Raw genomic sequence first — 19,003 nt, forward strand, 5'->3', positions numbered from 1 at the left:
CCTTGAATGAGGAATATTGGATTTTGGAGGTAAAAGTTACCCCAAAATCTAAAGAAAATAAAATCGTCGGATTTGAAGGTGAAGTATTGAAAATACGTGTCACCGAAGCTCCAGAAAAAGGAAAGGCTAACGAAGCAGTGATTGCTTTGTTAGCCAAAACTTTATCTCTTCCTAAACGTGATGTTACGTTGATTTCAGGGGAGACCTCCAGGAAAAAGCGACTTCTATTACCCAAGGCTACGGAGTCTATAGTCTCTAGTTGGCGAGAATGTAGATTTTAAGCTGGACTACAAGTTTTTTCAGCCTCTGGCTTATCACTTTTTACAGCGGCTTTCTTATCTCTATTATCTTTAAAGATAATAGAACGGAATTGCTTGCGTTCGGCTCTGTTGATTTTTAAACCTAGACGGCGGATAACATCTTCGTTGAATGTTGTTGTTTGTGGTAGCGGTTCAGCGATGATTTTACGTAATCCCTCGATATCTTGGTGTCTATTGAGTAAATGATACACCATTTGGGCTGCTTGTTTCCCAGATTTTTTAAAATCGACACCACAAGCAACGCATGCTCCTTCAGCTACTAAAGAAAAATCATCGGTAATTACGGGGATTTTTTCTTTAAGGATATCTTCGATAAATGTCGTTCTTTGTTTATGTGCTAAAGAGGAAAAAGGAATAAAGATAGCAGAAGGATGTTTGTCGATAGCCTGTTGGATACGTGTTTTAAAATTTGCAGGTGTTACAGTAATTTCTGTAACAGCGATTCCTGATGCATGGAGTTTCTTCTCAATTTCTTTTTGCAATGCTGAGGGAAAGGGTTCAGCAGGTTTTATATAGATTAAAGATTCGGCATTTGTTCTTACTGCTTGTATAGCAAAACAGCATTGATTGATATCTAGAGTATCATTAACACCGTAGATATTTGTTTGCTTTTTAGGGAAAGTCAATGTTTCTCCTTCAGGAACGGCAGCATAGATAATCGGTTTTTTTGTTTCGATTTGGCTCATAATTTTTGTTGCTATAGAACCTAGGGTGACAATAGCTACAACATCTTGATCACTATGTAACGTGCGAGCGAGTTTCCTCGCTTTAACAACGCTATCTTCAGCGTTCACAACAAGAACTTCTGGAGAATTTTCTAATGTTTTTAAAACATCTATGCAGCTTTGACTACAATCTTCGAGTATTGAATGGGAAAAAGATAAGAATACAGCGACTTTAGGAGATCCTTGTTCTGGGTTTGGTGAAGAAACAACTACAGAAATAAAAGAACAGACAATAGAAAGAAAGAAAGTATATTGAGCAATTTTACGAAGAATCATAGTGACAACACCATTCTATCATATACAGATGTTAGAGTTAACCGTTGGCAAGCTGCAACAATATCTTCTGTTTTTCCTAAAGAAGAAAAGCGAACAAAACCTTTTCCGCACGCGCCAAATCCTTTACCAGGAGTGATGGCAATATGATACTGGTGTAAGAAAAAGTCAAAAAAATCTTCGTCAGGAATAATATCGGGGACTTCAACCCAAAGGTAGGGAGCGTGCTCGCCACCGTATACAGAAAATTCAGCTTTTTTTAGAGCCTCGCGCAAAAGTGAACTATTATGGCGATAATGCGCGATAGTTTCTAAATTTGGAAATAAAGAAACTCCGGCAACTGCGGCTTCTTGAACAGGTAAAGAAGCTCCATTGAATGTTGTATATAGGAAACGTTCCCAATCACGAATTACAGAAAGACCATCGCTGTATTGAAGATCTTTGGGGACTACATTCCATCCTAAACGTACTCCTGAAAATCCTAAAGACTTAGAGAAAGAATTAATTTCTATAGCACAAGAGCGTGCTTCAGGAATTTCAAAGATACTTTTTGGTAGGGAGGGATCAGAGATAAATGCGCTGTAGGCAGCATCAAATAGAATTATACTTCTATTAGAGTTAGCATAGGCAATAAGTTCTTTCAGTTGCTCTTTAGTTAATACAGTGCCTGTAGGATTGTTAGGAGAACATAAACAGAAAATATCTATGACTTCTTCTTGAGGAATCACAGGAAAGAAATTAGTTGCTTTTGTACAGGGAAGTTTAACAATCTTTTTAGCTCCTGCAAGAAGTGCTGTATCTATATATGCAGGATAGGAAGGGTCTTGGATGGCTACAGTTTTCTCAGGACCGAATAGGGATAGTAGACGGAAAATATCCATTTTTGCTCCGTCTGAGATAAAAATCTCTTCGGGAGAAATTTTCCCGTTATAGAAAACCTCAGAGAGTTTCTCTCTTAAAGCTGGCAGGCCTAACTCAGGACCATAACCGCGGTAGGTTTTCGGATTCCCTAATTTCTGTACAGATTTTGTAAAGATATCAATGACTGACGTATGTAGTGGTTGAGTGGTATCCCCTATAGATAGATCGATAATAGAAGCTTCTGGAAATTCTTCACGAAAAGTACGGATTTTTTGACGAATACCAGAGAAAAGATAGTTGGTTTCTAATTGTGAAAAGTTACTATTTCTTCGCATCGCGTTTTTTCGTTATCTGTGGTATATGTCAGACATCTTAAAAAAGGCTCTGCTTTTTTCATATACCTTTCTGTTTTTTCTAAAACAAACGTTCTTCGTTATCTAAGATCCACTAGAGAAATGTAAGTCGTTCCCTCTGAAAAATCATTAAGATTCCTTAATTTATTATTAAATACATTGTTTTTAGCATTTTAATTGGTTCTTATTTTCAAAATAAGTTTTATAATTTAATTAAATATTAAAAAGATTTTTTTAGGTTTAATTATGAATCCAATTAACCCTTACGGAAGTTCTGCTGCAGGACCATCTCGTGGCCCCGAAGATAATAAAGACGATCCTCTTCGTGGCGTAGGGGGAGGTTCAAGATTCACAAGAAGAGGTGCGATTCGTGGACAAAAAGGTGTGCGAGGTGCTTCGGGATATCTCGAATCTAGAATAGGCAGAACGGGTGGGAAGAAAGCTCATGAAGCTGCTGCTAAGGTGTTAGGATTGGGTCAGAAAATTAAAGAAACTGGGGAAAGAGCGGGATCTGCCGTAGGGGGTGCCGTAAGTGGAGCTGGAAGAAAAATAGCTGCCACTGCAAGGCAAGTAAAGAGCAAGATTCAAGAAAAGCTTGGTGGTAAAAAGGAGAAGAAAACTCCAGAACAAATAAAAATGAGAAATCTTGCTAAAGAAGCAAAAGCTAGGGTTGGGAAACTAGTTCCTGGAGGTAAGAGAAAGCAAGATATGTATACGCCTGAGCCTTTGGGCAAACCTTTCAAAATTCCTAGACCTGAAGTTAAAATAGATGAAGGTTCATCTAGTTTTAGCCCAGATTTGGGTGCTATAAAAGGGAATAAGAAACCAGTAGCAATCCCTAGAGCTAAAGTACCAATTGGAAAATCTAGTCCTTCTAAAGCTGAGGGAACAAGGAAATCCGCACGTTTACAACAAAAGGCAAAAACAGATGGTAAAAATGAGGGGTATAAGTTTAGCCCGGATTTAACCAAAGTGAGTTCTGAAAAGTTTATATTCCCCAAAGCTAAGGCTTCCGGTGGAGATGCTCCTAAAGCCGAGGGAACAAGAAAATCTGAGCGCATACGAGAGCAGAAAAGTAAGGGGATTCTTAAACAATCTGGAGGGCCTAAAACAGGTGGTAAGGGTGGAATCCGCTGGGCAGATCAAGAAGGCAAGCCTCTTGAACAATAGACGCTCTGACGTTTGATTAGATTTTCGTTTTGTAGAAAAGCTGCATCTTAAAAATATTGGGATGTGGCTTTTTTTATATAAAAATCCCACCCAGTTAACTGGAGTAACTGGATGGGAAAGGGAAAGTTTTCTTTTTTTTCGTGATGCTAAATTTACGTTTAGAATCACAAGCTTAGGAGTGATAGAGGAGTCACAGGCGGGCTGTTCCTGTGATTTAAGTATTCCAAACTCGTTCTTTTCCTTATAAATATTCTTATATTTTTGTCGTGCTGTTTTTTAACTTTAATTAATTTAATTCCTCTTTGTTAAAAGAATTATTTTTGTGTTTATCTTCTTCATAAGAGAAGTTTTAGCTCTCAAAATATGCAGCTTTTGTTTCTTTTGTCTTATTTTTTCTTGTTCTTGCCGAGTCTTTGGTTATGAGTTACATATTCCTTTCAGGATATTTTTGAGATCGATTTGATAAGATAGATTTTTTTGAATCTACGTTCGATTGTTGCTAAATAAATCAGCTCTTTCTATAGATTGTGGATACCATGGGAAGACTGTTACGTTATAGCTGCTGTTTATGCAGCGTAGTATTTATTTGCTATTTTTCATCTTGTTTAACTACTGTAGCTCAAGAAGCTGCACGTTGTCCTGATTGTGAGAGTTTTAGAAAAGCTGTTACTCGCTCAGATCAGTTACCAGAAAATATCCAAGAATCTGGAAATGGCTGTTATCTTACGGGGTATGTACAAGCTCTCGTAGATATGCATTTTTTAGATAGCTGTACTCAGGTAGTTGTTGAAGATAACGTTGCTTATGTATTTTCCCTTCCTGTGGATACAGTCCTTTCCAATGCGATTGTAGATTTCATTAAAGATTTACCCTGCATCACTGCTGTCGAGATTTGTGATAGTTCATATCAAGAATGTTACAATCGTTATAGAGAGGGTTGTCCTGTATTGCCAAAGCAGAAAGCTTTAGGAACGGAGATTGTCTGTGGTAAAGAGGGCGTGTGGTTGCCGCAAAATACTATACTTTTCGCTCCGTTAATTGCTGATCCCCGTCAGGTAACAAATAGCGCCGGAATTCGTTTTAACGAGAAGGTCATCGGAAATCGCGTGGGTTCTGCTATTTTTGGTGGGGATTTTATTCTCCTACGTCTTTTCGATATTTCTAGATTTCATGGGGATTTAGATATTGGTCTTCAAGGTGGTGTCTTTTCTGTTTTTGATTTAGATCATCCTGATTCGTGCATGGTAAACTCTGACTTTTTCGTCGCGGGTCTACTAGGATTTGCTGTAGATAAATGGAGTTTCCGTTTGCGCCTTTGGCATCTTTCCTCACATTTAGGGGACGAGTTTCTTTTGGCTCATCCGAATTTTCCAAGATTTAATCTTAGTGATGAGGGAATCGATTTCTTTGCTTCTTTACGCTATAATGCGCAGCTGCGTCTTTATGGAGGTCTAGGCTATATTATCAGTCGAGATCTGACATTTCCTGAGCGCCCTTTATACATAGAGGCAGGAGCAGAATTACGTCCTTTTGGATTGCGAGAAGGAAATTTACACGCACAACCTATTTTTGCTATGCACTTTCGTTTTTGGGAAGAGCAGCGTTTTGGTATAGATCAAACCTATATTTTAGGTATGGAATGGTCAAAATTTCGTGATGTAGGCAGGAAAATCCGTGCGTTTGTTGAGTACCACCAGGGATTTTCTAAAGAAGGTCAATTTGTGCGAGAGCCGTGTAATTACTACGGCTTTCGCTTAACCTACGGCTTCTAAATCACACCTCTAAGAATCCATCAGGATAGGGAGGGTATTCCGGTCCTATAGGTAATGTATTATTGAGATATCTTCTGAAAATCTCGATTCCCGCCTGAGGAGTAGAAATACAGAATATGCAATTACTTACCCATTCTGAACCGCGATTTGTTCCTGCTTTGCAGTTGCTTTGATATGCAGGGGTAACCTTTTCTCTCCAATAGGATGCCGGCCCGATTAGGAATATAGGAACAGGAGGTTTCTTTCCTGTTTTTATACTGATGAGTTCAAGAGAAAATTCAAAGTCTGTTCCCATGCCTCCGGTAACAAATAGAGCAAGGTCTACATGAAAGTGTTCTTGACGTTGGATTAAAGAAGAGAGCCGGTAGGTCATTTTTGCTTGTGTATAAGGATTTGCAGCTTGGTGTGCTCCTGGAGATTGCTCAAAATCTACAGTATTACCACAAGAGAGAAGATTTAGTTCTGTAGCGACTTCATTCCCTATGGCCATAGCTCCTGGGCCGCCTCCCGTCATAATTGCTAAGGGAGTTTTTGGAGGGAATCCAGGAATAGGCAGAGCCTGGGTAAGATCGTGTATTCCTTTTAAAAATGCACGGAGATCTTCTTTATAACCTTCTGAAACGATACAAGAGCCATGAATACCAATAAAATAGGCAGAACGAAACTCTTGAACACGTTGAGTAGGAACAAACATTCCTGAATCTTTCCCACCACGTTTTACATATTGTAAAACGCGTTTAGAGACTTTATCTACCCAGAATGTAGAGATCCCTGCAAAGTATAAGTCCATAAGTAATGAACGGTCATGTTCAGAGAAATATTCTCCATAGGTATAGGAGGGTATTTGGAAATAGATTTGCTTTAGATAATAATTTACATGGTAAGAAAGTAACATACCTTTGAGACAGGCAGAAGGAAAGTATCTGGAGAAAAGTACTCCTTGACTTGTGATGTGTCCTGTTTCCATAGCTTGGAGGAAAGGAAAGCAGGGTTGTTCTTCTATGTATTCTTGCAGATTTGTAGGATAGGGTTCTGTTTTATCATACAAGGATTTCGCAGAACCGACTAACCAAGAATTTTGTGATAGTTCTGAAATTTCACTACCTTTAGAGATGAAGGTTGCGGCTTTTTCTTGGGTGCCTGGTGTAGTTTCAAAAATGTCAAAAATACATGGTTCAGATTCTAGAGAGGATTTTAGTAGATCACGATAACAGAAAAAAGAGTGTTCTTTATAGGGCTCAATAGTGAAAAATTCTAAAGGAATTGTTTCTACAGGGACAGAACTTGTTCCATAAAACTCGTAAATATCTCCAGACTCTTGTGTCGTGGGTTCTAAAATATTTGCTGCAGTATGTTTTACTCCTTCAGGAAGAAGAGAGTCTACAACGCGAGCAAACACCGTGCGAATATGCAACGGTTCAGTTTTTATAAGTAGTATACGGTCACGCAGGGGTAATTTTTCACGATCCACTTTATGTTGGTACAGAGAAAGGAAATTTCTTATTCTCATATTGGGTTGACCTAATGCTTTTCCTATTAGAGGTAGTAGGCCGTAAATTTTATGATCATAGTGAATCACTCCAGGAAGGGTAGGAAGAGAGACGACAAGACGATCATCGATAACGTCTAAAGAAATTAGGTGTTCTAATTTTTTGCCAAAACATAATAAAGGCATGCCTGATTTATCCGTATGTTTCAGCATTCTCTCTAGGTATTGTGGAGAGCGCACTAGTCTACGATCATCAGAAGAAAATAATTTCGCAATGTAATCTCCAGGTTCTAATAGGGTAAGCATAACGGAGGCTACGGGATCGTGACTGCTAATTTGTAGTAATAGACGGGCTCGGGAGCATTCTTTACTGAGCTCAGCTTCTTTGATCTTGGCATCTACGCCTAACTGTGCCAGTGAGCTTTTTAGATTGAGATGTAAGCAGTGCTGAGGTAAATGAAAACCCAAGAAGTACTCGGGGATATTTAGTATTTCTATTTCTCCTTCATAGACATTCGGCGAAAGCATGCGCAAAGGAGAGGTTAGATACCCATCAGGAGAAGTCGCATCATGGTTCCTGTGGAATAAATTATACATGTATCCTCCAAAAAAATCGGCTTTTCTAGCTCGAAGGTTTTGTTTTAGATGAAAAAGATTTTTAAGAAAACGGAAAGAAACGTCTTTGCGATTGAGAATTATTTTTCTCTGGATACAATGGAGGGTTTTTAAAAAGGATGGAAAATATGCGAATTCCAAGAAGCGTTGGTACACACGACGGTTCTTTTCATGCTGATGAGGTCACAGCGTGTGCATTGCTTATTTTGTTTGATCTTGTTGATGAAGGGAAGATCATCCGTACGCGAAATCCTGAGAAACTCGCAGAATGTGAATATGTGTGTGATGTTGGCGGAATTTATTCTGTAGATCAGAAAAGATTTGATCATCACCAAGTATCCTATGAAGGATCTTGGAGTAGCGCAGGCATGATATTAGATTATCTTAAAGAGCAAAGGCTTATCGATTTAGAAGAATATCATTTTCTAAATCAAACCTTGATTCATGGTGTTGATGAACAAGATAACGGAAGATTCTTTTCAAAAGAAGGCTTCTGTTCTTTTTCCGATATTATTAAAATATATAATCCTGAAGAAGGCAGGAATTCTTCAGATGCAGATTTCTTCTTCGCATTAAAATTTGCTATAGATTTACTGAAGCGCTTGAGAAATAAATTCCGTTACGATCGCATGTGTAGAGATGTTGTCAGATCTGCTATGGAAAAAGATGAATTCTGTTTATTTTTTGATCGTCCTTTAGCGTGGCAGGAGAATTTCTTTTTTTTAGGCGGAGAACAACATCCCGCAGCATTTGTGTGTTTCCCAGCCTGCGATCAATGGATTCTTAGGGGAATCCCTCCAACCTTAGATAGACGGATGGAAGTTCGTGTACCATTCCCAGAAAGCTGGGCAGGGCTTCTTGGTAGGGATCTTGAAAAGGTAAGTGGTATTCCTGGAGCAATTTTTTGTCATAAGGGTCTATTTTTATCTGTTTGGGATAACAAGGAACATTGTCAACGCGCCCTGCAATTGGTACTAGAAAATCGAGGATTAGTATGACCATTTTTGAAAAAATTATCGAAGGCTCAATAGAGTGCGAAAAAGTTTTTGAAAATGAGAATTTTATAGCTATTAAAGATCGTTTTCCCCAGGCTGCTGTTCACTTATTAATCATTCCTAAGAAGCACATCGAAAGAGTGCAAGATATGCAAGAGGAGGATCTTCCCTTGCTTGCTGAGGCGGGGAAGATTATTCAGCAATTAGCAGAAGCTTTTGGTATTGCTGATGGATATCGTGTCGTGATCAATAATGGTATCGAAGGGGGGCAGAGCGTATTCCATTTACATATTCATCTTTTAGGTGGAAGCTCTTTAGGGGCTATTGCTTAATTTTCCTCTGTTTATTTACACATGTGGCAGAAGGATCGCAGTCTTTACGCCAACATTTGCTCATTCATGATTTTCCTGAAGCTATCAAGGAAGCTAAGATTCTTTTGTCTTCTTGCGAGTGCACGCTTCCCGAAATACGTCTTGCTTTGAAAGCCTTCGCACAAGGGAAGGATTATGCAACTTGGAGCCAAGAATTTAATAAGTGTTGTCAACACTATCCACAGCTTGCTAAAGATCGCGATACGTTAGAAGATTTCGCTCAACAGATTCTCTGTGATGGCATCTCACATCCTTCGATGACAGTTCGTGCTGTCAGTATTCTTGCTATAGGGCTCGCTAGAGACTTTCGTTTAGTTCCCTTGGTATTATCTAGTCTTTCTGATGATAGTGTTGTGGTGCGCACATTAGCTTTGCAGGTCGTCTTGCAATATGGAACACAGAGTTTAAAAGATGCTGTTTATAAGATTGCTCGTCATGATGAATCCATGCAGGTGCGGATAACGGCATATCAGATTGCTGCAATGTTAGACATTGAGGAGTTGTTGCCCTATCTTCAAGAACGAGCAAATAATAAGCTTATTGATGGTGAGGAGCGTCGGGAAGCGTGGAAAGCATCTTTGATGCTTACCCCGCAACTGCTCACAGGATCTAAAGTAAAAGAAGATATGGACCAAGCACTATTTGCCTGTGAGCTTTTGCGTCACGAAGGAGATGGAAAAGATGAAGATGTCCTCTTAGATTTGTTATCTATTCAGTATCCTGAAATACAGGAAACAGCACTGCGTGCGGCTTTAGCTTGTGGGCGTAGGGTAAGCTGCGAATCAAGGAAAATTGCTGACCAAGTGCGCCATATTGCGCAAACTTCGCCATTTCCTAAAGTTCGTTTGCAAGCAGCAGCAATATTGTACCTTCAGGGAGATCCTTTAGGAGAGGAACTTTTAGTTAAAGGTTTGCAATCTCCTTTTGTTTCTATTTGTGAAGCAGCTTCTGCTGCGGTGTGTTCCTTAGGGATACGCGGAAAAGATCTTGCTAATAACTACCTGCATATTGTCACCTCTAGAAAAGCAGCAGCAAATCTTGCGATTTTACTTCTTGTTAGCCGTACAAATATAGAAAAGGCAGGAGATGTCATTGCTGATTTTATCTGTGATCCTGAAATGTGCTGGGCTATAGAACAATTTCTTTGGGATTCACAATGGAATCCTAAAAGCGCTGCTCTCCCTCTATATTTTGATATGGTAAAGAGGGAAATTAGTAGAAAGCTGATACGTTTATTGGCGGTGGCAAAATATAGTAATGTAAAGAAAGTTACAGAAGATTTTCTTTCCAACCGTCAGCAGCAAGGATGGAGTTTTTTTTCAGGAGTATTTTGGGAAGAAGGAGATGAACAATCTGCACAAGTATGGACAGCAGATAAGAGTTTTTCTTCTAAATTAGAGTCCACATTAGCTGCATTATGTCAGAAAAAAAATAACGAGTCGTTATATAAAGCCAAGGGTCTTTATCCTAAAAGTCGATGGCAAGATAAACTCGCTATTTTAGAAGGTATAGCGTTTTCTGAGAACACAGAAGCTGTGGATTTTCTTCTAGAATGCTGTTATCATGAAACCCCTTCGCTACGCAGCGCGGCGGCAGGGGCTTTATTTGCTTTATTTAAGTAGATCTGTTTCCGTCAGCTTGACTAGATTATCCAAAGGATTAGAAGGATCGCTAGCTACAGTATCTAGATTTTCTTTATACTTTTGTAACTCTTCAATCAATGAAGATAGAGCACTATCGCACTCTTCTTTAGAAAATAAAGATTTACACTGTTTTTCTAGAGCTTCTAAAAAACCATCTACAAGATGAATAATATTATAAATAAATTTTTTTAAATAAATTCCAGAATTCTTTTTAATGTTTTTATTCTTCATAAATTAATTTTAATTTGTTTCTTTCTTCTTTTATTTAAAATAATAAAGATTTTTTTCTATATTTTTTAATATACAAAGAGAATCTATAAGTTTTTATAGATTTTTAAGAGTAATTGTTTTACATTTATATGAAAGTCTAAAGCGCTAGGATTTTTAGATATGCAAACATCGTCTTTTTCTTTGAAAATGCTTCGCGCTTCTTTATTTTCTTTAAGCTTTCGGTATTCCGGTCGCTATCTCCATCGAATCTAAACTGTTTTTTAAAGTAATTTTTTTGCTGAAGATTTGTATTGTTTCTGTCCTATTTTGACAGTTGCTCTTCGGCCTATTTATTTTTTACAGTTGAGAGTTTCGAAATGAATTTTGGATTATTTTTAGGTTGTTTGCTTGGAGTTCAAGCTTTTTGTTTATTTGTAGGTCGTAGAGGTAGTTCTACGGTTCAAGATCGTGAGGGATATTTCCTAGCAGGAAGAAGTTTAAAAACGTTTTCATTAACAATGACATTTATTGCTACCCAAATTGGTGGCGGAGTTTTATTGGGTGCTGCTGAAGAAGCTGCGCGTTATGGTTACATGGTGATCTTGTACCCTTTAGGAGTGGCTTTAGGATTAATACTACTTGGTGTTGGTCCCGGAAGGAAATTGGCTTCAGGATCTATTGTCACTGTTGTGACACTTTTTGAAAGTGTTTATAAGTCAAAAAAGCTACGCACAATAGCCTTTCTTCTTTCGGCACTATCCTTATTTTTTATTCTTGTGGCACAGATTGTTGCTTTAGATAAACTGTTCAGTGTTTTTACTTATGGTAAGTATCTAACAGCTATTTTTTGGATTACATTAGTGTTTTACACATCCACAGGAGGATTTCGAGGAGTAGTAAGAACAGATATCATTCAAGCAATTTTCCTTCTTATTGCTGTGATTACTTGCGCTATTTCTGTTTGGTATGGCTCTTCTGAGTTTACCCCCATACTTTCTAACTCTACATTCGAGCCTTTACCAACGAGTAAGCTTCCAGGATGGATTTTCATGCCCATGGTATTCATGATTGTTGAACAAGATATGGCACAACGTTGTGTAGCAGCATCATCACCACGACGTTTGCAATGGGCAGCAATATTTGCAGGGATTGTAATTCTTTTATTCAACTTTATCCCTTTATTTTTAGGATCTTTAGGAGCAAGACTTGGTATTGCTCAGGGTTGCGTGCTTATTGATACTGTAGCCTATATTAGTGGTCCATCACTAGCAGCTGTTATGGCAGCTGCAATTGGTGTAGCAATACTTTCTACAGCAGATTCATTGATCAGTGCTGTTGCACAGCTTGTCAGTGAAGAGGTCCCTAAGATATCTTCGATAAACTATCGTTATTTAATTTGTGTTATTGCTGTGTTAGCGCCTCTTACCGCTATGGGCTTTAGTAATATCGTAGATTTGCTGATATTAAGTTATAGCCTTTCAGTATGTTGTCTTTCCGTCCCGATAGGTGCAGCCCTTCTCACACGTTATCAAGCTAGTTCTGCAGCAGCTTGGGCAGCGGTTCTTATAGGCGGAGGCGTATATAGTTGTGGATATTTCATCACCATCCCTTTCTCTAGAGATTTGATTTCCTGGTTATGTTCATTGCTAGCATTTGTCTTTGTTGAAATTTTCTATGTATATAGTAGAAAGCTTTCGGAGGGGAAAGCTTAGTCTTTTTCTAGATAGATCTTAATTTGATCTTGCGAATAAGAATATTCTCTGAGTTCACCTTCTTGTTTTTCAACAAGAAGGTGAGTTTCATTAATTAGGTTATCTTACATCAGAATTCGGGAGTTGTTTTAAGCTAGAAAGAAGATCTATAAGAGAGGATAAGAAGGCTTGGAACAAAGGTTCATCGGGATGGTCGGGGATGCCTCTGAGTAATTTTCTACAATAGTAAATCAGCCAGTATAAAGCGTAAAATAGACATTGTAAAAGATAGAGTTTGCATGTTTGTGTTACCATATACCTCCATGAAGAAAATACTCTTATTTCTTCATTGTTGTTTGGCAATCAATAGTTAAAACAAACAAAATTTTTCAATTCAATTATTTAAAAATCTAAATTTTTCTTTTAAAATAGATTTAATATTATCGATTTCAATTTAAATTGTTTTTAAAAATTAATTCTATTTAATTATAAGCAGGGCTAGGTTAGGTAGATCTTTTCTAAAGATTGAATAGGGGATGAGAGGATTTTTTTTAATTCTCAATATTTTGGTACATAGTATCAGCGTATTCTTCTCTTATAGAGGAGAATAGAGCCGTAAGTTCTTTGGGAGTGATATGCTGTTTCCCATCACAAAGAGCTTTTTCTGGACATTCATGCATTTCTATCATTAATCCATTAGCACCCACAGCCATAGCAGCTTTTGCAAGAGGCACTACTAATGAGTGTTTTCCTGCAGCGTGAGAGGGATCAACAATTACTGGAAGAGGACAAATCTCTTTAAGTAGGGCAACGGTATTGAGATCTAGTGTGTAACGTGTGGACATTTCAAAAGTACGTATACCGCGCTCACAAAGAATTACTCCGGGACATGTCGGAGAGTTGAGGAGATATTCAGCTGAGGATAGCCATTCTTCTATGGTTGCAGAGGGGTGACGTTTGAGGATAATTGGGCGGTGACTTTGGCTAGCTTCTTGAAGTAAAACAAAATTTTGCATATTCCTTGCCCCTATACGAAGAATATCCACATTTTCTGCTGTGATCTCTATATCTCGGACGTCTAAAACTTCCGTTTCTGTGAGTAATCCATGAATACGCTGAGCTTCTTTATGCCAGATAACTCTTTCTTTTTCCCACCCTTGGAAGGTGTAAGGGCTCGTTCTAGGTTTCCTTATTGATCCTCGCAATACGGTAGCACCCGCTGCCTTAGCAGTAAGGCCTATGGCTACTGTGTGTTCATAACTTTCTAGTGTGCATGGACCTGCAATGAGGAGAGGGTTGCCCTCCCCTACGGATATTTCCGAAGATAGGGGAAGAATGGTATTTGGATCTTTAGGGGATCGTTTTAGTGTGTGAGGTAGAGGATAGGTGGTCGTAAGAATAAGAAAGCTTCCCTTAATTTATGATTGATTCTATGGATTTCCAGTATTTCCTACTCTTGTAGTATCGTTAGGATCTTTTGGTAATAAACAGTTGTAATGGTTGTCAGCACGCAGAACAAAAATCTGTGCTTGTTGTTCTGGGGTGAGGCCTCCCTGGAAGAACCCGTAGCTATTTGCCAGCGGTGTCAATTGGCGTACAGTTTGTGTTAAACTTCCATCTGCTAAATATTGACAGAGTGCTAGAGAGCCTAAAGCGGAAGAAATAGCCGAAATATGCTCATCTTCTGCTTGGGTATTTACTGAGTTAAACATACGCATAAGATCTCGAAGGTCCATATTGCTCAGGTCATGGATGAAGGATTGAGATGCTTCTGGGTATGCATTTCCTCGGCGTACTAACGAAAATAGGAAGGCTCTTTGCAAATTATTATAGGTGGTTATTTTCTCAAAGTTTGCCCAGAACAATACAACCCAGCGATCAAAGTTGTCCACAATACTCGTTTTAATTCGGGTTGTTTGCTCAGTAATATAAGCAGTTAATCTGGTTGTCAATTCTGTATTATTATCTAAAATCTGAGGATGTGTATTCAAGAAGCTATAGAGTAAGATGTCCGAACTAAGTGTTTGACTGAACGGTCTGTTAGCATTTTGAGGAGTGGTTTTATGCCCTACTATATCTAGATGCTGAATAAAGTTTTCCCATAGCTCAGGATAGTTTGTCTGTACATCTTGAAGTAAGGCGGAGGTTTTTGCTGGATTCCCCAAATCCATAGTTTGGAAGAAATCGTTTCTCATGCTTTGGCAAAGAGAAAGAGCTGTAGGGTCTCTAACTAGGAAAGATAGAGTTGCTTCAATAGTTTGAGTATTAACGTCATTTCCAAATACAGGACCAGACCAGCAGAAGGTTCCGAAAATACTTCCTCCTGTAGATAAAACGCGATGAGAATTCGTATTCTTTCGCAACGCTTGTTGTAGATGCGGGTGATAAAGCAACATAATTTGCTTTGCAGCATTTTCTGTAGCTTGATTTTGAAGTAAGGAAGGGTATTGCAATAGGAAGAAGAACATCTTTATTCCCTCTGCATATACCTTATCTTGAGAGTTTGCTGAAGCTTCTAGTTCTGATCCCGCAAATATTGGGGATGCGCTCATTTCAAGATATGATGTTCCTAAACTCTCACTTTGGTTAATGTAATCCAAAATAGTGTCTAAAGTAGTTCTTAACTGTGCTTCAGGAAGAGTTTGCGGCGTAACTTGCATTAATTTAGCAATGATTCTATAGGTGAAACCTAATTGTACAATGGTTCCTGAAGACTTGAATCCATCACAGAGAGCAAGGGCAGTCTCAATCAGACTTCCAGCCTGTTTCTGAGACCAGCAGGCTTGCAACTTTGCGTTAAGTGCTGCAGCTTTTTCTCCGTGCCATCCTAAAAATTCTGTTAGGGTTTGATTATCTCCCAAAAGGCTTGTAAATACGGTTTTCGCTTGTCTTAGGAAGTCAGAACATAGATTGTTATTTGCTGCACACGAAGGATGAGAAAGAAGGAAAGAAAAAAGAATTAGCTGTGTAGGTAGCTGAATGTCGGGTCTTGTTGCAGCAATAGCGCGAGAGAATTTCTGGTAGTGTCCTTGAATTTCTTGAGGGAAATTTTGTATTATGGGTGCAATATCTGCTTCAGTTAAATTTCCAGCAACTAAGACGGTAGACATGGTATCCATAAGCTTATTTAATGATGCTTGAAATTGCGCGGCTGTCTGCTGTTGTTCCTGGGGTAGTTGTTGAATATCTTGATCATTGAGTAGGAATTGCGATAGGAACTCTAAAGCAAGTTCTCCCTGTTTTGCAGCTTCTATAACCGGCAATGTATTGCCGCGGAAGATATGATTTAAAATAGGACTAGATGGTTCTACTTGGATAATCTTCCTTAAAGAATCCGCTAACAACTCTGGAGCTTCTGTCATCTGACTTAAGATTACAGCACGAACGTTTTCTTCTCCTCCCATACTTGTTATACGGTTTTCATCCATGGTGAAAAGAGCAAGATTTTTTAAATAAGAAATAGCCACGGGCGTATGCAAAGGAGAAAGAAGAATATGATCGTAAAGATCCTTGAAACTTTGATAGCCTTGGCATGAGTGAATAATTCGAGCCATTTGCTCGGATAACAAGCGGTTCCTTATTGATGATTGCGCAAAAGGTAGCCCTAAAATACGTTGAGCCTCGTTTTCGAATGCTTGAGGATTGGCAGATCGGTTTAAAGAACATATCCAGCCTATATAGAAAGAACGGTAGAAACAGTTCCCGTCTCCTGGGACATCGACAAGATAATAGTTGGCATCTAAGTGCTTTAATTGATTTAACAATAGATGAGCGACTTGGGTATTTTCAGCCTGAGGACTTGCTTGGTCTTCCTTTATAATGTCTGCCCAATTTTTCATTATATTTGCGAAGTTCGATTTAATGCGTTTAGGATATGTAGCTACGAATAGGGGGTTAAGAATTTGCGCTGGTGTGATAGTTAAACGCGCGCTATTCGGAGCTAACCCTTGTTCATTAAAATTAGCCATAGCTTCTAAGGATTTTCGGTCTACACCCGGAGGTAAGACCCCTAGCCTTTGCGTGCGATCTAAAATCTCGCTTAAAGTAGGCAACCCTTTTACCGGTCGGGGAGTTGTCGGCGCTGGTATTGTTGGAAGAGGGTCCGCGGGTGGAATCGTAGGAGGTGTTGTGTCTACCGGCTGTGGTATCGTTGGAGGCGTAGTGGGTTGAGTTGGTGCTTGTATTGCTGGAAGAGAGTCCGCTGGTGGAACTGTAGGAGGCTGCGTGGTATCTGTTGGCTGCAGTGTGGGAGGAAGATCCAGAGAAGCTTTCGTAATGGGTGCTGGAGCAGGTGGTGTTGTGTCTGCTGGCTGTGGTATCGTTGGAGGTGTAGCGGGTTGAGTTGGTGCTTGTATTGCTGGAAGAGAGTCCGCTGGTGGAACTGTAGGAGGCGTTGTCTCTACTGGTTGTGGAGGAGGTGTTGGCCCTCTCCTTGGAGAGGTAGGGGAGGCTCCCGGAGATTGTGTTGGGGATTGCTGTGGTTGCACAGGAATAACGGGTGTAGTGATCTCTTCTATTGCATGGTGTGAGCAATAGTGAAAAAGCAAAAGAAGGCCTAAGGTAATAATATGCAGCAATACATAGGCTACCAGACGCAGGGCCCTGATACACAAAGGATCTTGTGGATTGGTTTGTAAATGATAAAGATTATTTCTTCCTGGAGGAGGGCAGGAAGGAGGAGTGGAGGATGGTGAGCTCATAATTGAATTTTTTTATATAACTACATACTTACTCGCTATCGATGTCAATTAATTTAAAAGCATATTCGAGTTTGATGATTTATTATTCTCTATGTAAAGTATAGCATATTTTTAGTTATTCTAGCATAGTTTTTATGAAACAGTTTACTTTTTGCCTCCGAGCCTTGTTTTGTGTATTTTGTTTACTCTTAGTGGGTTGCAGTTCTTCTACTGAGAGGGATAAAATTTGGATAGTAGGGACGAATGCAACCTACCCACCTTTTGAATTTATCGATGAAAACGGCAAGGTTGTGGGTTTTGATATGGATCTAGCCGAAGCTATTAGCAAAAGGCTAGATAAGCAATTGAAAGTCATGGAATTCTCTTTTGACGCATTAATCCTAAATTTGAAAAAACACCGTATAGATGCCATTTTAGCGGGAATGTCGATTACCAGATCGCGTCAAAAAGAAATTGCTATGATTCCTTATCATGGAGAGGGTGTTTGTGAGTTGACCATTGTGTCCAAACAACCCATAGGGAAAGAAGATGTTCTTCCACTATCTAGATATTCCTCAGTTGCCGTACAAACAGGAACTTTCCATGAAGACTACCTATTATCTTTACCTGGGGTTTGTGTGCGTTCTTTCGACAGTACTTTAGAAGTGCTGATGGAAGTTGGTTGTAAAAAATCTCCCGTAGCTGTTCTTGAACCTTCGGTTGCTCGTGTAGTATTGAAAGAGTTCCCTGACTTATATACGACAACTATAGATCTTCCTGAAGATTGGTGGGTTTTAGGTTGTGGCTTAGGAATTGCGAAAGATCGTCCTGAACACGTAAAGGAAGTCCAAAAGGTTTTGGATGAGCTACAAGCAGACGGAACCATTCGTGAGCTAGAAAAGAAATGGGGTTTGGATCAAAAAAACTTTTAACGTTTTTTGTTAAGAAGAATCTTCGGTTTAGAAGATTCTTCTTATCTATCTTTTAAATAGTAATTTTCTTTTTAAATTTATATTCTGATTTTTATTTCTTAAGTTTCTTATCTTATATAAAATTAATTCGTATATTTTTATAAACTCTTATAATTTGATCTTTTCTGTTCTTTTTGTTATTTTTTCTTCCTGATTATTTTAAGGGGCTGTGTATGTTTGGTTCCTTCCCGTGTTATCCTGGTTTCAAGGATAGCGCTCAGTATGCTAACACGCATTTTTACTGTTCTTCTTGTGAGAGTGTTGTGCAACCCAGTGAGGTTTCTGTCCTTGTCGTGGGTGGTGATGGTCATCCTAGTGGTGTGGCTCCTATTTTGCGGTGTAAAGAACATCCGATTAAGGGGACATATTCTTCAGGGCCTTTGACAACATTGTGGGGGTTGCATCCTAAAGATGCCGATGCTATTGCTGTTCGTGAGCAAATGCGCAATGTATGTTTTCGAGTGCGTAATCTAGATATCTGCTCTTTATTGAGTTTTCTTGGGGGAGGAGTGTTATTTCTCTCAGGAATTATTCTTGGTGTGATTGTTTCCTCCCCTGTAATCCCTGGTTTACATCATTGGTGTTTCCCAGCCATTTTATTAGGTGTTGGCTTAATCCTATGTTTAGTTGGAGCCATTCTTAATTATTTTTCACGGGCGCGTGTAAGGGAATGGCTAAGCCTTTCAAAAGATTATACAGAACGTTGTGAACTTGTTCATGTTCAAGATGGTACAGAAAAGTATGTTGTGCTTACAGATTTTCCCCCATCATGTCATTTGTTGGATCCTATATTAGCTAACAATTCTCTTCCTCCTCCAGCGATTCCTCTACCTATTTCTGAATCTGCTTCTTCTTTTTCTTAATT

The 19,003-nt window shown here is 39.0% G+C and carries 16 protein-coding genes; 9 read left to right on the plus strand and 7 right to left on the minus strand.

The window, feature by feature from the left end:
- Positions 1 to 2 precede the first annotated feature (2 nt).
- Positions 3 to 281, plus strand: coding sequence for a DUF167 family protein (locus H9Q19_RS03700; RefSeq protein WP_213240417.1), 279 nt, complete (start codon positions 3 to 5; stop codon positions 279 to 281).
- Here H9Q19_RS03700 and H9Q19_RS03705 read toward each other — a convergent pair.
- Positions 278 to 1,321, minus strand: coding sequence for an ABC transporter substrate-binding protein (locus H9Q19_RS03705; RefSeq protein WP_213240419.1), 1,044 nt, complete (start codon positions 1,319 to 1,321; stop codon positions 278 to 280). The two genes, H9Q19_RS03700 and H9Q19_RS03705, sit on opposite strands and share 4 nt — an antisense overlap.
- Positions 1,318 to 2,514, minus strand: a complete 1,197-nt coding sequence (locus H9Q19_RS03710) for an LL-diaminopimelate aminotransferase (RefSeq protein ID WP_213240421.1) — start codon at positions 2,512 to 2,514, stop codon at positions 1,318 to 1,320. The genes H9Q19_RS03705 and H9Q19_RS03710 overlap by 4 nt, the downstream gene beginning before the upstream one ends.
- Positions 2,515 to 2,778: 264 nt before the next feature.
- Here H9Q19_RS03710 and H9Q19_RS03715 point away from each other — a divergent pair, with 264 nt between their 5' ends.
- Entirely contained in the window at positions 2,779 to 3,702 is a 924-nt protein-coding gene (locus H9Q19_RS03715; RefSeq protein ID WP_213240423.1) for a hypothetical protein, read from the plus strand.
- Positions 3,703 to 4,238: 536 nt separating this feature from the next.
- Complete coding sequence (locus tag H9Q19_RS03720; protein WP_213240425.1) at positions 4,239 to 5,474, plus strand: DUF1207 domain-containing protein; 1,236 nt, start codon at positions 4,239 to 4,241, stop codon at positions 5,472 to 5,474.
- A gap of 1 nt (position 5,475) precedes the next feature.
- Here the strand turns inward: H9Q19_RS03720 and H9Q19_RS03725 are convergent, their stop codons facing one another.
- Complete coding sequence (locus tag H9Q19_RS03725) at positions 5,476 to 7,560, minus strand: LOG family protein (protein ID WP_213240427.1); 2,085 nt, start codon at positions 7,558 to 7,560, stop codon at positions 5,476 to 5,478.
- A gap of 146 nt (positions 7,561 to 7,706) precedes the next feature.
- Between H9Q19_RS03725 and H9Q19_RS03730 the strand changes: the two genes are divergently transcribed.
- The 3 genes from H9Q19_RS03730 to H9Q19_RS03740 are packed head-to-tail and all read left to right on the plus strand — an operon-like array spanning position 7,707 to position 10,566.
- The gene (locus H9Q19_RS03730; protein ID WP_213240429.1) at positions 7,707 to 8,576 is read left to right on the plus strand and encodes an MYG1 family protein; all 870 of its coding nucleotides are present in this window, start codon (positions 7,707 to 7,709) and stop codon (positions 8,574 to 8,576) included.
- Complete coding sequence (locus tag H9Q19_RS03735) at positions 8,573 to 8,905, plus strand: histidine triad nucleotide-binding protein (protein WP_213240431.1); 333 nt, start codon at positions 8,573 to 8,575, stop codon at positions 8,903 to 8,905. Before H9Q19_RS03730 ends, H9Q19_RS03735 begins: the two co-directional genes overlap by 4 nt.
- A 23-nt stretch (positions 8,906 to 8,928) precedes the next feature.
- A complete protein-coding gene (locus H9Q19_RS03740) occupies positions 8,929 to 10,566 on the plus strand; it encodes a HEAT repeat domain-containing protein (protein ID WP_213240433.1) in 1,638 nt (545 codons plus the stop codon).
- Here H9Q19_RS03740 and H9Q19_RS03745 read toward each other — a convergent pair.
- Complete coding sequence (locus tag H9Q19_RS03745; RefSeq protein ID WP_213240435.1) at positions 10,555 to 10,818, minus strand: hypothetical protein; 264 nt, start codon at positions 10,816 to 10,818, stop codon at positions 10,555 to 10,557. The genes H9Q19_RS03740 and H9Q19_RS03745 overlap by 12 nt on opposite strands.
- Positions 10,819 to 11,174: 356 nt before the next feature.
- Here H9Q19_RS03745 and H9Q19_RS03750 point away from each other — a divergent pair, with 356 nt between their 5' ends.
- Positions 11,175 to 12,509: a sodium:solute symporter family protein gene (locus H9Q19_RS03750; protein ID WP_213240437.1), complete on the plus strand. Its 1,335-nt coding sequence runs from the start codon at positions 11,175 to 11,177 to the stop codon at positions 12,507 to 12,509.
- A gap of 99 nt (positions 12,510 to 12,608) precedes the next feature.
- On the opposite strand, the gene H9Q19_RS03755 is transcribed toward H9Q19_RS03750, so the two are convergent.
- From H9Q19_RS03755 to H9Q19_RS03765, 3 genes are all read right to left on the minus strand, one after another.
- Entirely contained in the window at positions 12,609 to 12,803 is a 195-nt protein-coding gene (locus tag H9Q19_RS03755) for a hypothetical protein (RefSeq protein ID WP_213240439.1), read from the minus strand.
- 236 nt (positions 12,804 to 13,039) lie between these two features.
- Positions 13,040 to 13,888: a 3-deoxy-7-phosphoheptulonate synthase gene (gene aroF, locus H9Q19_RS03760; RefSeq protein ID WP_213242049.1), complete on the minus strand. Its 849-nt coding sequence runs from the start codon at positions 13,886 to 13,888 to the stop codon at positions 13,040 to 13,042.
- Between the two features lie 30 nt (positions 13,889 to 13,918).
- Positions 13,919 to 17,188 carry an OTU domain-containing protein gene (locus H9Q19_RS03765; protein WP_213240441.1) on the minus strand — a complete coding sequence of 1,090 codons (3,270 nt, stop codon included), beginning with the start codon at positions 17,186 to 17,188 and terminating at the stop codon, positions 13,919 to 13,921.
- Positions 17,189 to 17,322: 134 nt separating this feature from the next.
- On the opposite strand from H9Q19_RS03765, the gene H9Q19_RS03770 reads away from it, so the two are divergent.
- Positions 17,323 to 18,099 (plus strand): transporter substrate-binding domain-containing protein, encoded by a 777-nt coding sequence (locus tag H9Q19_RS03770; protein WP_213240443.1) that lies wholly within the window; start codon positions 17,323 to 17,325, stop codon positions 18,097 to 18,099.
- A gap of 212 nt (positions 18,100 to 18,311) precedes the next feature.
- Positions 18,312 to 19,001, plus strand: coding sequence for a hypothetical protein (locus tag H9Q19_RS03775; RefSeq protein ID WP_213240445.1), 690 nt, complete (start codon positions 18,312 to 18,314; stop codon positions 18,999 to 19,001).
- The last annotated feature ends 2 nt before the right edge of the window (positions 19,002 to 19,003 follow it).

This window comes from Chlamydia crocodili, from assembly GCF_018343815.1.
GTDB classification, from domain to species: Bacteria; Chlamydiota; Chlamydiia; order Chlamydiales; family Chlamydiaceae; genus Chlamydia; species Chlamydia crocodili.

Excerpts from the sequence above, each read along its gene's own strand:
- H9Q19_RS03705 (WP_213240419.1), bottom strand. The coding sequence starts at position 1,321 with ATGATTCTTCGTAAAATTGCTCAATATACTTTCTTTCTTTCTATTGTC.
- H9Q19_RS03710 (WP_213240421.1), bottom strand. The coding sequence starts at position 2,514 with ATGCGAAGAAATAGTAACTTTTCACAATTAGAAACCAACTATCTTTTC.
- H9Q19_RS03715 (WP_213240423.1), top strand. The coding sequence starts at position 2,779 with ATGAATCCAATTAACCCTTACGGAAGTTCTGCTGCAGGACCATCTCGT.
- H9Q19_RS03720 (WP_213240425.1), top strand. The coding sequence starts at position 4,239 with ATGGGAAGACTGTTACGTTATAGCTGCTGTTTATGCAGCGTAGTATTT.
- H9Q19_RS03725 (WP_213240427.1), bottom strand. The coding sequence starts at position 7,560 with ATGTATAATTTATTCCACAGGAACCATGATGCGACTTCTCCTGATGGG.
- H9Q19_RS03730 (WP_213240429.1), top strand. The coding sequence starts at position 7,707 with ATGCGAATTCCAAGAAGCGTTGGTACACACGACGGTTCTTTTCATGCT.
- H9Q19_RS03735 (WP_213240431.1), top strand. The coding sequence starts at position 8,573 with ATGACCATTTTTGAAAAAATTATCGAAGGCTCAATAGAGTGCGAAAAA.
- H9Q19_RS03745 (WP_213240435.1), bottom strand. The coding sequence starts at position 10,818 with ATGAAGAATAAAAACATTAAAAAGAATTCTGGAATTTATTTAAAAAAA.
- H9Q19_RS03750 (WP_213240437.1), top strand. The coding sequence starts at position 11,175 with ATGAATTTTGGATTATTTTTAGGTTGTTTGCTTGGAGTTCAAGCTTTT.
- H9Q19_RS03755 (WP_213240439.1), bottom strand. The coding sequence starts at position 12,803 with ATGGTAACACAAACATGCAAACTCTATCTTTTACAATGTCTATTTTAC.
- H9Q19_RS03765 (WP_213240441.1), bottom strand. The coding sequence starts at position 17,188 with ATGAGCTCACCATCCTCCACTCCTCCTTCCTGCCCTCCTCCAGGAAGA.
- H9Q19_RS03770 (WP_213240443.1), top strand. The coding sequence starts at position 17,323 with ATGAAACAGTTTACTTTTTGCCTCCGAGCCTTGTTTTGTGTATTTTGT.
- H9Q19_RS03775 (WP_213240445.1), top strand. The coding sequence starts at position 18,312 with ATGTTTGGTTCCTTCCCGTGTTATCCTGGTTTCAAGGATAGCGCTCAG.